Genomic DNA, 15,412 nt, shown 5'->3' on the forward strand with positions numbered 1-15,412 from the left:
ACCATGGGGTTATCACTTAGCTCAAAAACAAAACGTAAACGTAATCGCTTTTCAGCATTTAGGTAAAAGTAATTGGTTTCGTAATCGTAATTTAATCTTTTTTCTCAAGCAATTATCAACATTACTTACGCCGTTTAATTGTCGACTTGGCTATGGTTTAAGTCGTGGCGGATTTGCTGTTGGCGCTTTTGCTAAACTATTAAAGCTAAATCAAGTGTTGTTCTTCCATCCGGTAAGTACTAAAAATAAAGAATTAGTACCGTGGGATGACCGCTCTAGTACCGATATAGCTCAGCAGTTTGATTGGCAGCAAGATTATCACGATCTAGATTTAGGAGATGCCCAAGGCTATATTATTTACGATCCTACTAATCGTATAGACCGAATGCACGCTAAGCGCTATAAGCAGTTAACTCACTTACGAGTATTTGGTATGGGACATGGCACACATGCCACATATTTGAATAAGTTTGGATTTTATAAGCAAGTAGCCGTCGATTTTATCCAGCATCAGCAAATTGATATTGCGCAGTTTCGTCTGCAAACTAAAACCTTACGTTTTAAAGAGGATTATTACAAAAGCCTTAATAAAGCGAATGTAAACTCAGCTCACCGTCAAACACTATTAAGCAAAGCTCATAATATTTTGATTGATGAAAAAGAAGTTCACGTACAGGAACATCAGGCAAAAATTGATATTCAGCCATTAATAGATGTTGCCCTCAAGCATCAAGATGAGCATCCTAATGATGCCATTCAGTTATTAGAAGTTGCTCAACAACTTGTACCTGACGATCCTTTAATTGAGCATAAAATTAAGCAACTAGAAGAGTAGTTACGCCAGTAAAAGCGGCTGTAAAGGCCAACTACTCTATTTGGCCTTTTTCTTTTTGTGCCCATACTTGGGCACAATGGCAAAGTACATCATTAACCCTAACCAAGAAAATATAATTATTCCCATTAGCCAGCCATTCTTTTCATGACCCTGTGTACGCCTACTGTTGAGTACAATAACGACAGGTAATATATAAGCACTTAAAACAACAATTAAAAATACAACTTCATTCATTATTTTTCTAGACTCGACCAGTCTACTTCACTACTTAATACTCGATCTACCGATATATAGTGCAGAATATCGCCTTCACTTACTTTGTAATCTAATGGTGGATTTAAATCCATATTTTGCGCACTTAAATTATGAGCAACACCCAACAGTATTGCATCATGCTCAAGCTTAAAATGATGAAACAAAGTACCAAACTCCATATCTTTGCAGCCGCTTGGTATTTTCAAACTAAATTGTGTATCACCATGCAAAGTAGATAGCAGCTCCTCTTGCACACGGCTCGAACCTGGATCTTGCATTGAGCGTACGAGTATCTCAGCTGATTTTGCACTACTACACTCTACATTTTGGCAATGCTCTAACATCATCTCAACTTTGGTTTCATCCAAAAAGTGAGCACTTATATGACAATCATCTTTTACTAAGCGACTAATGCGCAGGGCTGTTGTAAATGTCTGATCGTCATCTTGACCATCAATAATCACCTTATCAGCACTACGAATAGCTACCCGCTCTAGCTCAGCTAAATTAGTAAAGCTCGTTAAACGTGCAAAATCAACGCTTTCGTTAGCTAAAAAAGGATGATCCATTTGCTCTGTTACCGCGAGTAAAATACGACGGTCAGTACGTTTCGTATCTGCCAAAATGTAATCAATCATCTTTTTTGTACGAGTGTCGTGCCAACCAAAAATAATAATATGGTGGTTACTGTGGGCAAAGTTTTTATCACCAGTCATAGCGCGCCTAATTAAGTAAGTAACAGTTTGTCCTGCTTTTCCTAGCAAAACACCAAATAAAGCTAAACCAAATGGAATTTGTATTAATGCAACCACCCAACGACCAAGATCAGTAGTTGGACTAAAGTCACCATACCCCACTGTTGATGTTGTTACTGTGTAATAGTAAAAAAAGGTAGTAAGCGAGGTTAACGCTTTCTCATTCGCTATAAATAATAAGCTCCATGTTAATAGCATATGAGTCAAAATAGCTAATGCCACTGCTTGCCAACTCAACTGATCTATATGAGCGCGAACAAGTAACGCTAGCCTTTTAAATATCACCGGCATAATACAAAGTCTTCGTTAGTAAATTATCTATAAACAGTACGTTACTGTAAGCGATGCTTTTAAGCAATGTTTAAGCTTTTAACCGCAAATATTAGACTAAATGCTGTTTGCCAATGGTGATTTTTCATGATTAATTAGCGTTAAAATAATAACCAAAACAGTTGTGCTTATGCTTAATAAAATAGCCCGCCCTTTTACTAAAATTGTAGAGCGCTATCTTCCCGACCCTTTTATATTTGTAATTTTACTTACAATAATTACTCTTGTCAGTGCGATCTTATTTACAACCGCAACTAACATTGAAGTATTACAAGCGTGGGGAGGTGGGTTTTGGAACTTATTAAGTTTTGCTATGCAAATGCTACTAGTGTTAATTACAGGCTATATGTTGGCAAGTACGCCACCTATAAGTAAGTTATTAGAAAAGCTAGCAACATTTGCAAGCACCGCACCTAAAGCAATTATATTAGTCACGCTTATTTCGCTTTTAGCGAGCTGGATAAATTGGGGATTTGGCTTAGTTATTGGTGCCCTTTTTGCCAAAGCAATTGCTAAACATACTCGTGTTGATTATCGATTATTAGTAGCCAGCGCTTACTCAGGTTTTGTTGTATGGCATGGCGGATTAGCGGGTTCGATTCCTTTAACTATCGCAACCGATGGTCACTTTTCAGAGGCCAGCATTGGTATTATTAGTACAGAGCACACTTTATTTGCGGGCTTTAATATAGCCATATTAGTTGGTTTATTCATTATTATGCCGCTCGTTAATCGCTATATGCTGCCAAGCGAGCAAGAAAGCGTATATATCGACCCAGCTCTTTTACAAGAGACAACACCTAAGCCCACAACAATAACCAGACCTGCCCAACATTTGGAACAAAGCAAACTACTCGGTATGACAATTGGCTTATTAGGTTTGGCATATTTAGGTTATTACTTTTTTATTGCTCGCGGAAACTTAAACCTTAATAGCGTTATTGCCGTATTTTTGTTTTTAGCTATTACGCTACATCAAACTCCTCACAATGTGCTTAATAGCTTACAACAAGCAATTCCAAGTGGTGCGGGTATTGTTATTCAGTTTCCGTTTTATGCTGGCATTATGGCGGTGATGGTCGATACAGGGTTAGCACAACAAATATCACAAGGCTTTATTGCCATTGCAGATGCCGATAGCTTGCCATTTTACAGCTTTATAAGTGCAGGACTCGTTAATATGTTTGTGCCCTCTGGCGGCGGCCAATGGGCAGTACAAGCGCCTATTGTTATACCCGCAGCGCAAGAGCTAGGCGCCGATATATCGCGCGTTGCAATGGCTGTAGCATGGGGCGATGCGTGGACTAATTTAATTCAACCTTTTTGGGCACTACCCGTCCTTGCTATCGCAGGCTTAAAAGCAAAAGATATTATGGGATTTTGTGTTGTGCAGTTATTTGTAACTGGGGTTTTTATATCGCTGGTATTGAGCTTTTATTAATTTTTAACGGGCTGTAACAAATATTACAGCCCACTTTTACCTAGAACGATAAATACTAGCTCGATAAAATAGTCATCGGCAGGCTCAATATTGGATTTTCTGAATCGGCAAAATGCATCATTACAGCTACATGCCCAGCGACTACAACTGCATACATTACCGCTGAAAAGCCTTGGCCATATTTATCTAGCGGCATTAAGTGTGAGTAGTGACGGCCTCGCCACTCAAATACAATTTCCAGCGCACCTACAAACAAAAAGAATACCAGTAACATTAAGCCAAAGGTGTAGCTCAGCCATAAGCCAAATAGTACGCCTAATAAGCATACGCTTAAACCAATCCATGAACGCATTGAAAAGCTAATACTTTTTAATACATGCCCGCCATCAAGCGGTAAAATTGGTAACAAGTTAAATAAATTTAATAACGCACTAAGCACCGCAACACCTGCAAATATCTCCATCTCGGTGGCGTAATATAAAACGACACCCAGTACCGAGGTAATTAAACCAAATGCAGGTCCCATTAGCGATATAACGACATCTTGCCAACGAGTCGTTATTTTATCGTCACTTACAGCAAGCCCTCCAACAAACGGGATTAAATAAATACCTTTGGTTTTTATACCAAAATATTTCATTGCTCGCACATGGCCGTACTCATGTACAACTAAACACCCAATCAGCATTAGTGCAAATTCAATACTAAATAACCACGCATAGCCTGCAACAGAAGCCCCGGCAAGCACTACTTTAATTATCTTAGCACTTTTAAAAAGCTTAAAACCTAATGCAGCCAAACCTAAAAAGCCTTTTTTAGGTGTCGCGTTTAACGGCGCTGGTAGCGCCAGTTGTGTCGCAAATTGCTCATCGACAAATAGCGAAATACTTTGCTCTTCCGCCGCTCCAGTATCAATACCGATTACTTTGTTGTTGTAAGTAAACTGATAGTAATTTTCACGAGGATTATCAAAGGTAATGGCTTGTTGCGCATGAAATACCTGCACAATTTTTTGCCCAGACACCATAAGCGAAAATGGCTGCTCGGCTAAAGTAAGATCTATTCTTATCATAATTAAGACCGTTTAAAACAATGGCGCTAGTATACCTAATCAACTTAAAAACACGAGTAAAGGTGCTCGGTAACTATTTTCAAAATAAAAGCGTTTGATACTGACAAAGTAAAAAAACACTACTACTTTTATAGTAATCATAAACTATACATTGAAAGGGATAACAGTGAACAAAATAGTGCCTAACATTTTAGTTGTTGACGACTCAAAAGCAATTTTGATCGTTATGGAAGCCATACTCAACGAATTGGGTATGTCTAACACTATAACTACGTGCTTGAGTGCAAAAGAAGCTCTTGAAAAAGTAAGAGAGGATATTAACTATTTTGATGCTATTTTTACTGATCTCAATATGCCCGAAATGGACGGCATGGAATTAATCCGTCATTTAGGAGAGTTACATTATCAAGGCGGGATAATTATTGTCTCTGAAATGGATCATAAAGTTATTAGTTTAGCTGCCAATCTCGCGAAACAACATAACGCTCACCTCATTGGTAATATTTCAAAGCCAGTGCAACTGTCTCAGGTAAGTAGGTTACTTACTAAAGTGGCGCAATTAAACAGTCACACTTTATTAAAAGAGTCAGCCATTTCAAAAGATGAGCTTATTAATGCATTAAAAAACGATGAAATAACGCCTTTTTATCAACCAAAAATAAACGCCGATAACAATAAAATTGAAAGTGTTGAAGTCTTAGCGCGTATTTTATCAAGTAAAGACGGCAATATTATTTTACCTAACCGTTTTATAAACACAGCCGAAAAACACAACTTAATTAATCAAATTACATTTTCTCTTTTTGAAAAGGCCACCAGCGAATTCAAAAATATGAAATCACAATTAGGTCATGATTTTAAGATGGCATTTAACTTATCGCCAACTCAGCTCGACGATCTAAACTGTCCTAATAAATTACTACTCATTTTAGAACTAAACCAACTCACGCCTAGTAATATAATTATAGAAATAACAGAACAACATGCACTCTCAAGTCTCATGCAATTAGAAACACTAAACAGATTAAGAATGCATGGCTTTGGTATATCGCTAGACGACTTTGGTGTTGGTTTTACTAATATGAATCAGCTTCGAAACCTTCCTTTTACTGAAATTAAAATAGACCGTTCACTCATTAGCCATATAGAAACAGATTTATTTTCTCAAGTAGTTGTAAGCTCGTTATTTAATATTACAAGTAAAGATAATTTAGATTTAGTGGCAGAAGGTGTTGAACGACCAGAAGAGCTCGTTTATTTGAGGCATTATAGAAGAAACTTAGCCATACAAGGTTTTTTATTTAGTCGTCCTAAACCACAAGGCGAATTTATATCTTGGGCTAAAGATTGGCTGAAAACTGATGGCAGCCCCGCTTAAAGCGGTATTAATATTTAATCGGGGCTGGTTAACTAATTATCACCCCGAGTGTGTTTATCTTCTTCACTGACTATATGCGCACTGCTTGCTAAACGTTTGTGCCAACGCTGCCTTGCTACTGCGCGCATATTAGTAGATTGGTCACGCTCATCTACAATCTCTAGCCCCATTAAAGCTTCAATCATATCCTCTAGCGTTACAATACCTTGCACGTCACCGTACTCATCTACAACTAGGCATATATGCGTGCGCTTTGTTAAAAGAGTTTGCAGTAACGACGATACATTTTGAGAACTCGGCACCGTATAAATAGGCTTAATCAATTTGCTAATTTTGTAATCGGTACCTAAACGGTGAAATGCCAGCATAATATCGTTTTTATGCACAAACCCAACAATATCGTCGCTGTCTTTATCAAATACCAATATACGAGAAAATGACGACGAGCCGTGATCGTTTAAATACTGATTTACTGTTAAGTCTTTGTGGATTTTAAAAATTACAGTTCGAGGCGTCATTAAGTCGCATAATTTTGCATGTCTAAAATGCAATAAATTACGAATTATTTCGGACTCATCCTGATGTAATGCACCCGACTCCGTACCTATATCAGCCATTGCCTCTATCTCTTGACGAATATAGTAAGCCTCATCGTGCTTTGGACCCATTAAATTTGTTAGCTTTTGTGCAAACCATACAAAAGGCTTTAGCAATATAACTAAAAACCTCAAAGCGTAAGTAACACTTGGCGTTAGAGCTCGCCAGTAATTAGCCCCCAAGGTTTTAGGAATAATTTCAGAAAGAATTAATACGAGGAATGTCATAATGGCTGATGCAATACCTACAGCCGCATCGGAAAACACGACAGCTGCCTGTGCGCCTACCCCAGCAGCACCCGCAGTATGGGCAACCGTATTTAAAGTTAAAATAGCAGCTAAAGGCTGATCTATATTGTTTTTAAGTTTTTCGAGCTGTTTAGCAAGCTCAGGATGATCTTTCCTAAGTGATGCAACATAGCTGGGCGAAATACTTAATAACACAGCCTCCATCACAGAACATAAAAACGAAATAACAATCGCCACTACCATATAAACTATCAGTAAAGTCACTTTCTCTCCTCTATATTGGATATGTGAGCATGGTATCAATACATGCTATATTTGGCCAAACTTCCAATAATAATAGGCATAATAATGAAATTTAGCGCACCATGGTGTCATCAAAATAAGCTATTTAAGTACGCAGCAGCTCTTTTAACGCTTAGCAGCTTAAGCTTTGCTGCAATAGCTGCACCATTGGATAAATCAAAAATTCAGTTTATCGGCCCACTTGCCGAAGACATGCAGTTAAAGCCTTTTCAAACACCTCATGGCAATGCCATTATTAATAACCTATTGCCGCAGCTACAAGCAGACTCAGATAGTTTTTCTGTATTTGGGAAAAAACAAAGCTGGCAGCCGTTTAATAAAATCAATGCGCTCACTTTAGGTGGGTTACAGGCACTAAAATTTAATATTGAAACAACCCGCTTTACACAAGGTACGCTTACCTTAAAAGGGATTGAGCAAGGTCAGTTATTTATTAATGGCGAACTACAAACAGGTGATAAAAATAGCTATAAGTTAGCTTTAAATAACAGTACTCACTCTATTTTAATAGTAGCCCAACAAGTAGCTAATTGGCACGACGTAATGCTTGATTTTGCACCTAAAAACGACGTTGATAAAATTACGCTTAGCGCCTCAAAAACAAAACGCTTATCTGCAAAACAATTGTTTGATGCCCCTACAATCAGCCAATTATCACTCGCACCTAATGCTAAGCAGTACGTTACTACTACTCGCACTTATAGCGATAAAACACAAAACCAAGCAAATACAGTTACTGTACTTAAAGATTCAGATAATCAAACGCTTTATCGCTTCGAAGCAGGCCAACCAAGTAACATTATTTGGAGTCCAGATAACCAATATTTAGTGTATTTGTTAAATGGTGAACTTAAACAACTTAGCCGTAAAAACTTCTCAATAAAAACATTAGCAAACGATTTAGAAGGAGCCAATGGCTTTACCTTTTATAACGACACCAGTCTTTTGTTTAGCTGGTCTAAATCACCTGAGAGCACTAACAGCTTAACCAAGCACTATAAAGGTCTACAAGATCGTTGGTCATATGCACGTACCACCAGCCAAATTTACATGCTTGATACTAAAAGTGGTTTAACAAAAGCACTTAGCCAAGGTCCTCTTTCTTACAGCCTTGAAGATTCAAATAGTAACCGTGGCAAAATATTAATGAGCCGCCCAGTAATGGCAATGCAAGCATCAACCCACCCTGAAACAGAGTTAGCCGAACTCGATTTAAAATCAAACAAGCTTTCATCGCTTGGTAAATTCAAAACGTTTAATTTAGCCAAATATACAAATAAAGATATTTATGTAGTTGCAGGCCCTGACTTTAAAAATGGCGCAGGCAGAGCACTACCAAAAGCAATGCTTGCTAATAACTACGACGGGCAACTTTACCTACTTACTGAAGGCGGTAAAAACGTAAAAGCACTCAGTAAACAATTCGACCCCGCTATTGGCCAACTGCACGTTTTAGAAAACGGCGATGCGCTCATTAAAGTAACAGAGCAAGACACTCAGCCACTTTACCTATTCGATTTAAGTAAACAGCGCTTTAAAAAGTTAAATACGGGATTGGATATTGTTGAACAATTTAGTTACTCACACGACCGTAATAACGAAATTTTATTAAGTGGTACTAACGCTTTAGCGCCACAACAACTAAAGAGCCTGAACGTAAGTAAAAATAAAACAGATTTAATATGGGATTCAAAACCAAGTAGCTATGCAAATACACGACTCCCTACATTAGAAGAGTTTAATTTTAAAAATAAACATGGGGTTGAAATAACGGGCCGTGTTTACATTCCAAGCAATTTAGATAAAACTAAAAAGCACCCAGCGCTCGTGTATTACTACGGCGGTACTTCACCAGTTACGCGTGGTTTACAAGTCGTTACCCGTTTAACTTATGGGCAGAAAATGGCTACGTTGTTTATGTAGTACAGCCTACTGGCGCAACAGGGTTTGGACAAAAGTTTTCAGCGCAGCATGTTAATGCCTGGGGCGACTACACTGCAGACGATATTATCGAAGGCACGCAAGCCTTTTTAAAGAAATACAACTATGTTGATAGTGAAAAGGTAGGAAATTTAGGGGCATCATACGGTGGCTTCATGACCATGTTATTGGCAACTAAAACCGATATATTTAGTGCTTCAATAGCTCATGCGGGTATTTCTAATATTACCTCGTATTGGGGTGAAGGTTGGTGGGGCTACTTATATTCTGGCGAAGCATCAAAAAATAGCTTCCCATGGAATAACCCTGAACTTTACAGCCAACATAGCCCTGTATTTCATGCCGACAAAGTAACAACACCTATGCTACTTCTTCATGGTGATAGTGATACCAATGTACCTGTTGGCGAAAGCTTAACAATGTACACTGCGCTTAAACTGCTTAATAAGGACGTAGAGTTAATCGAATACAAAGGCGCCGACCACCAAATTTTTGCACGCGATAAACGATTTGATTGGTGGAACACCATGCTTGCATACTTTGATAAAAAGCTAAAAGATGAACCTCAATGGTGGGACTCAATGTATAAAAATGACTGAGTCTAAACCTTTAAAATAACGACTTAATACAGATTTATTAATAGTAGTATTAATTATTTAGCACCTTTTAATTAGTTTAAAGGTGCTAACCTCATCCTCTAATAACGTCTTATACACCTTTGAAATATTAAGTTACTTAAAACTAATAAACCCCCTTATCAGCATTTACCTAATGGTGCTACCATACAGAGCTATAAGCATTCAAAATAAAGTACTATGGCTATTAATGTTTTATTGGTTGAAGACGATGAACTACTCGTTAAACGCATCCAAAATCACTTTGCAGATACCGAATTTACAATAGAGGTAGACCCAACTGGCGCTGATGCACTTAACATTGTAAGGCAGCGGGTAAACCTGCGCGGTGCTATATCATTAGCCATAATTGACATTGTTTTGCCAAAGCGTGATGGGCTTCAGCTGGCAAAAGAATTAAACACACTTACCGATATTGGCGTTATTGTATTATCGAGTCGTGACTCCCAAGCCGATCGTATTGCAGGCCTTGCACAAGGTGCTGATGACTATATTTGTAAGCCTGTCGATTTACTTGAGTTAGAACTTCGCATGCGCGCGCTCTATAAGCGTGTTGCAGTTAAGCTAGAAGACGACGAAAGCGAAGAGTTTATAGAATATGCTGACTTTAAGCTTCACCCCGATAACCGCACACTAATTACTGCTGCAGGCGTTGAATCACGCTTAACTGAAGCCGAACATAAAGTGCTTATTTGCTTAATTAGTAATGCAGGTAAAGCCACATCCCGTGAAAAAATATCAGAAGAAATAGGCCAGCCCGATTGGAGTCCAAACGATCGTACTGTTGATGTGCTGATTGGTCGTTTACGTAAAAAATTAAATGACGAAAAAGATCAAAAACGTATTGTTACCGTTCGTGGTAAAGGCTATATGCTCTCTATTTAATATTTAGTTAATTGCGCAATAAGGCGCTCAAATGCACGGTAATTAAGAGCTTCCTTAAGCTCATTTAAACTAATATTTTCAGCCCCCTTTAAATCACTAATAGTTCGCGCCACCTTAATTACTCTATGATAAGAGCGTGGCGATAAAGACAACTTTTCGCTTGCTCTGGCTAAAAACTGCAACTCTGCTGGCGCCAGTACACAGTGCACACTCATTTCTTTATTATTAAGCCTCGCATTAACCTTACCTTGACGTTTTAGTTGTAGGTAATAAGCCGTTTCAACTCTTGCTCTAACCTCAGCACTACTTTCCTCCGGCTGAGTACTTTGTAGTTCAACGCTCGTTAAACGAGGTAGTTCTATTTGCAAATCAATACGGTCAATAAAAGGCCCCGACACACGCGATAAATAACGCATAACTTGATCGGGAGTTGCCCGCTTATCTGTATGACTCCCTGTTGGGCTTGGATTTAATGCTGTAATAAGCTGAAACTGCGCCGGAAACTCCATTTGCCTAGCTGCACGTGAAATAGTAACTGTACCGGTTTCCATTGGCTCACGCAGTGAATCAAGTACCTTACGCTCGAATTCCGGTAACTCATCTAAGAAGAGCACACCATTATGTGCCAGAGAAATTTCACCAGGTTTGGGATTCGAAGAGCCCCCCACCAAGGCAACAGCTGAACAAGTATGATGTGGATTACGAAATGGCCGCTGTCGCCAATTAGTTAAATCTATGGATTGCCCAATAATAGAGTAAAGCGCAGCTGTCGAAATAGCTTCATCGTCCGACATAGTAGGCATTATAGTTGCCATTCGCTGGGCCAGCATCGATTTACCAGTACCTGGAGGACCTAAAAATAATAAATTATGCCCGCCAGCTGCAGCAATTTCGAGTACACGCTTTGCACCGGGCTGACCTTTCACATCGCTTAAATCAAGTAAAAAGTCAGGGGCTTGTGTGCAGTCGGGATACTCTATATTTAATGGTAAGGGTTGTTGATTAAGTAAATCCCCCCACACTTCTTGAATAGAGCTTACGGCTTTGCGTTTAACGCCATTAACTAGGCTTGCTAGGCTGTCGTTTGCAAGAGGTAAAAAGCAGCAACGATCTTGCTCTTTTGCAGCAAGTACCGAAGGTAAAATAGCGTTTACACCACGCACCTCACCATTAAGAGCAAGCTCACCATAAAACTCGTACTTGTGAATATCAGGACACACTATTTGCCCAGAGGCGACTAAAATACCCACCGCAATAGCAAGATCAAACCGTCCGCCATCTTTTGGCAAATCGGCAGGGGCTAAATTTACAGTTATTCGTTGATCGGGAAAACCAAATTGTGAGTTTTCGAGTGCGCTACGTACTCTATCTTTTGATTCTTTAACGGACGCTTCGGGCAGGCCTACTATATGAAAAGCGGGTAAACCATTTCCTAGGTGAACTTCTACAATAACTTCAGGGGCATTTATACCCACTTGAGCACGAGAAAATATACGAGCTAACGACATTCCTTATCCTAGTAAATGGTGTGATTACACCAGTTTAGTCAGGATATTTAAAAACGTGTAATGTGATTTGCCATTTTATAGCAGCTAAACGAAGTAATAAGGTCATTAACATACCTAATACCATCGCCATTTCGGTTACTAACGAAAAACTAATGCCAAGCGTATAAACAGTGCCACCCGCTATACAGGTAATAGCGTAAAGCTCACCTTTTAATAGCATAGGGATCTCGCGTGCAAGCACATCTCGAATTAATCCACCAAAGCAGCCTGTAATTACAGCCATAATTACCGCTGTCATATCGGGCATACCAACAAGCTGCGCTTTTTGCGCCCCCATTACTGCAAAAAAAGCTAAACCAAACGCATCCGCTGTTTGTAAAATATAATGAGGTATCGGCTTTTGTTTATTTATAAGGCGTGTTGTAACAAATACTGAAGCTAGTATGGCAAAAAAGTAACTTTGATCGTGTAACCAAAACACAGGAACATCTAAAATTAGATCTCGCACTGTACCACCACCAATAGCAGTTACCGTCGCTAAAACTACGACTCCAAAGCCATCCATTTTTTTTTCGTACGCTAGCAAAGTGCCCGACACAGCAAACACCGCAATGCCTATTAAATCAAACCAGTGATAAAGTTCTGTCATGTGATGTGTATTGTTACTTAAAATCTTTTAACCGTTTTAACATAAAATACTCTTTTTTAAAAAATAAGTTATTTGTTAAACGTCACAGATATTAGAGTAAAGTCATTAAATAAAGCAGAATATAAGGTATTTTATCAAACTGCTGACACAAAAATCACTCGATAAAGAGTGCGATTTTGTTTTAACTTTTTAGGTATTTAATTTCAGTGGTTGCGGGAGCTTGAGTTTGTAAAAAGCGAACCGACGACCTTCACTTACTTGTGCAAAGTATTTTGCGCAGTAACGGTGAATTTTATAATTATAGGAATTCATTGAACTGCAGACGCAAAAAATCACTCGATAAAGAGTGCGATTTTGTTTTAGCTTTTTAGGTATTTAATTTCAGTGGTTGCGGGAGCTTGAGTTTGTAAAAAGCGAACCGACGACCTTCGCTTACTTATGCAGAGTATTTTGCGTAGTAACGGTGAGTTTTATAATTATAGGAATTAATTAAACTGCAGACGCAAAAAATCACTCGATAAAGAGTGCTATTTTGTTTTGAATTTTTAGATATTTAATTTCAGTGGTTGCGGGAGCTTGAGTTTGTAAAAAGCGAACCGACGACCTTCGCTTACTTGTGCAAAGTGTTTTGCGCAGTAACGGTGAGTTTTATAATTATAAGAATTTATTAAACTGCAGACGCAAAAAATCACTCGATAAAGAGTGCTATTTTGTTTTAACTTTTTAGGTATTTAATTTCAGTGGTTGCGGGAGCCGGATTTGAACCGACGACCTTCGGGTTATGAGCCCGACGAGCTACCAGACTGCTCCATCCCGCGCCTGAAATTTGTAGACTTGTTTAAAGTTGCTTACATTACAACTTGGCTTCCAATTAAAGAATTGGTTGCGGGAGCCGGATTTGAACCGACGACCTTCGGGTTATGAGCCCGACGAGCTACCAGACTGCTCCATCCCGCGCCTGTATATTTTAAGTCTATCGACTACTTTATTTTATCTCTTAAGCTAGAGTTTACAGTAACCAAATCTTATAAAAAATTGGTTGCGGGAGCCGGATTTGAACCGACGACCTTCGGGTTATGAGCCCGACGAGCTACCAGACTGCTCCATCCCGCGCCTGTAATTTCTTTAAAACATTTTCGTAATATTTACGAGCCTGCCTTGAAGAGAGCGCTACTATATAGGAATAAATATTTAATGCAAGGCCTAAACTAATTAAAGTTGTTCAACCGGACAAAAAGCAATCAAATTGCTATTCTGCGCTCAACCTTTGATGCGGATTAATCATTTTTTGCCATTCCCAGTCTGGATGTCCCATCACTATAAAGTCAGGGTTCTCAGTACTCTCGCGTTGGTTGTACGTTAGCGGGTTAAATTCTGCATCGGTAATACAACCACCGGCTTCTTCAACAATAACTTGTGAAGCACCTGTATCCCACTCTCCCGTTGGACCAATTCTTAAAAAACAATCTGCTTTGCCTTCTGCAACAGTACAAGCTTTTAATGAGCACGAACCAATAGCAATAGTTGTAAACTGACTATTTAAATACTGACTCACCGCTTCTATTTTCTGGCGGCGGCTCACAGCAAGCGTCAAGTTCTCTGGCGGCGCTACAGATATTTGCGTATCAATTGAGTTTTCACGTTTAAAGGCACCATTTTTAGCTGTAGCAAAATAAGTCACACCTTTTGCAGGCCAATGAATAACGCCAAGCACAGGATGATTATTTTCAATCAATGCAATATTTACTGCAAAATCGCCACTTTCTAAAATAAACTCGCCTGTGCCATCCATCGGATCGAGTAACCAATAACGCTGCCAGTCCTGTCTGTCGACGAGTGCAGGTATAGGTGTTTCTTCCGACATAATTGGGATATCGGGCGCAAGTGCTTTTAATCCAGCAACCAGTACGTCATTTGCTGCTAAATCAGCTTTGGTAACAGGCGTATTATCTGATTTCTCTTGTTGGCCAATATCGCCTTTTTTATAAATGGCCATAATTGCATCGCCAGCACGCTCAGCTAATTCAATGCACGGTTCGATTAATTTATTCATCGGCAGCCCCAGACGCTAAATACTTATCTAATAATAGCAAAGCTGCAACACTGCGTGCTTCGGTAAAATCTTCTTGGTCTAATAATGACTGCCACTGAGTTAATGGCCACTTAACAACAACAAGCGGCTCTGGTTCGTCGCCAATAAGGGTTTGTGGGTATAATTGCTTAGCAAATAAAATATGCATAGTGGCATTAAAGTAACTCGGCGCCATTGTTACTGTTCTTAATGGTTTAAAATACTCAGCACCAAAGCCAATTTCTTCTTTAAGCTCTCTGTTAGCAGCTTGCTCTGGCGTTTCGCCCGGATCGATTAAGCCTTTAGGAAAACCTAACTGGTAATCGTTTGTGCCCGCACAGTATTCACGTACAAGTAGTAATTCGTTGTCTGCACTTAACGGAACAATCATCACTGCTCCCCGGCCACCGCCGCGAATTCGCTCATACTGGCGCTCTTCGTTATTAGAAAACTTTAACTCTAAAGACTCCACAGTAAACAGGCGGCTTTTAGCGACAACATTGTTACTG

General features: G+C 39.2%; 12 protein-coding genes, 3 tRNA genes and 1 pseudogene. 5 read left to right on the plus strand and 11 right to left on the minus strand.

Going from position 1 to position 15,412, the window contains the following annotated elements; all coding sequences use genetic code 11:
- The coding region (locus H4J50_RS15995) for a cytosolic protein (protein WP_182257334.1) at positions 1 to 835 on the plus strand (835 nt) is incomplete at its 5' end.
- A 36-nt stretch (positions 836 to 871) separates the two neighbouring features.
- Here H4J50_RS15995 and H4J50_RS16000 read toward each other — a convergent pair.
- The gene (locus H4J50_RS16000) at positions 872 to 1,069 is read right to left on the minus strand and encodes a PLDc N-terminal domain-containing protein (protein ID WP_149603303.1); all 198 of its coding nucleotides are present in this window, start codon (positions 1,067 to 1,069) and stop codon (positions 872 to 874) included.
- Positions 1,069 to 2,136 carry a potassium channel family protein gene (locus H4J50_RS16005; protein ID WP_024597278.1) on the minus strand — a complete coding sequence of 356 codons (1,068 nt, stop codon included), beginning with the start codon at positions 2,134 to 2,136 and terminating at the stop codon, positions 1,069 to 1,071. Before H4J50_RS16005 ends, H4J50_RS16000 begins: the two co-directional genes overlap by 1 nt.
- 169 nt (positions 2,137 to 2,305) lie before the next feature.
- Here H4J50_RS16005 and H4J50_RS16010 point away from each other — a divergent pair, with 169 nt between their 5' ends.
- Positions 2,306 to 3,616, plus strand: coding sequence for a short-chain fatty acid transporter (locus H4J50_RS16010; RefSeq protein WP_182194474.1), 1,311 nt, complete (start codon positions 2,306 to 2,308; stop codon positions 3,614 to 3,616).
- 55 nt (positions 3,617 to 3,671) lie between these two features.
- On the opposite strand, the gene H4J50_RS16015 is transcribed toward H4J50_RS16010, so the two are convergent.
- Positions 3,672 to 4,688 (minus strand): metalloprotease, encoded by a 1,017-nt coding sequence (locus H4J50_RS16015; RefSeq protein ID WP_182194477.1) that lies wholly within the window; start codon positions 4,686 to 4,688, stop codon positions 3,672 to 3,674.
- 166 nt (positions 4,689 to 4,854) lie between these two features.
- On the opposite strand from H4J50_RS16015, the gene H4J50_RS16020 reads away from it, so the two are divergent.
- Positions 4,855 to 6,066, plus strand: a complete 1,212-nt coding sequence (locus H4J50_RS16020) for an EAL domain-containing protein (RefSeq protein ID WP_182194480.1) — start codon at positions 4,855 to 4,857, stop codon at positions 6,064 to 6,066.
- 32 nt (positions 6,067 to 6,098) lie between these two features.
- On the opposite strand, the gene H4J50_RS16025 is transcribed toward H4J50_RS16020, so the two are convergent.
- Positions 6,099 to 7,175, minus strand: a complete 1,077-nt coding sequence (locus H4J50_RS16025; protein ID WP_007587021.1) for a hemolysin family protein — start codon at positions 7,173 to 7,175, stop codon at positions 6,099 to 6,101.
- A gap of 84 nt (positions 7,176 to 7,259) precedes the next feature.
- Here H4J50_RS16025 and H4J50_RS16030 point away from each other — a divergent pair.
- Positions 7,260 to 9,754, plus strand: a pseudogene (locus H4J50_RS16030) (alpha/beta hydrolase family protein).
- 216 nt (positions 9,755 to 9,970) lie between these two features.
- Positions 9,971 to 10,675 (plus strand): response regulator transcription factor, encoded by a 705-nt coding sequence (locus tag H4J50_RS16035; RefSeq protein WP_182194485.1) that lies wholly within the window; start codon positions 9,971 to 9,973, stop codon positions 10,673 to 10,675.
- On the opposite strand, the gene H4J50_RS16040 is transcribed toward H4J50_RS16035, so the two are convergent.
- From H4J50_RS16040 to nudE, 7 genes are all read right to left on the minus strand, one after another.
- Positions 10,672 to 12,183, minus strand: a complete 1,512-nt coding sequence (locus tag H4J50_RS16040; RefSeq protein ID WP_007587019.1) for a YifB family Mg chelatase-like AAA ATPase — start codon at positions 12,181 to 12,183, stop codon at positions 10,672 to 10,674. The genes H4J50_RS16035 and H4J50_RS16040 overlap by 4 nt on opposite strands.
- A gap of 34 nt (positions 12,184 to 12,217) precedes the next feature.
- Positions 12,218 to 12,832 (minus strand): trimeric intracellular cation channel family protein, encoded by a 615-nt coding sequence (locus H4J50_RS16045; protein WP_007587018.1) that lies wholly within the window; start codon positions 12,830 to 12,832, stop codon positions 12,218 to 12,220.
- Positions 12,833 to 13,573: 741 nt separating this feature from the next.
- Positions 13,574 to 13,650 (minus strand) — tRNA-Met (locus H4J50_RS16050).
- 62 nt (positions 13,651 to 13,712) lie between these two features.
- A tRNA-Met gene (locus H4J50_RS16055) sits at positions 13,713 to 13,789 on the minus strand.
- Between the two features lie 79 nt (positions 13,790 to 13,868).
- Positions 13,869 to 13,945 (minus strand) — tRNA-Met (locus H4J50_RS16060).
- 136 nt (positions 13,946 to 14,081) lie between these two features.
- Entirely contained in the window at positions 14,082 to 14,885 is an 804-nt protein-coding gene (gene cysQ / locus H4J50_RS16065; protein ID WP_182194488.1) for a 3'(2'),5'-bisphosphate nucleotidase CysQ, read from the minus strand.
- Positions 14,878 to 15,412, minus strand: a 535-nt coding sequence (gene nudE, locus H4J50_RS16070) for an ADP compounds hydrolase NudE (protein WP_182257335.1), incomplete at its 5' end; no start/stop codon positions are given. The genes nudE and cysQ, both read right to left, overlap by 8 nt.

It is taken from the genome of Colwellia sp. 6M3, from assembly GCF_014077595.1.
GTDB lineage: Bacteria > Pseudomonadota > Gammaproteobacteria > Enterobacterales > Alteromonadaceae > Cognaticolwellia.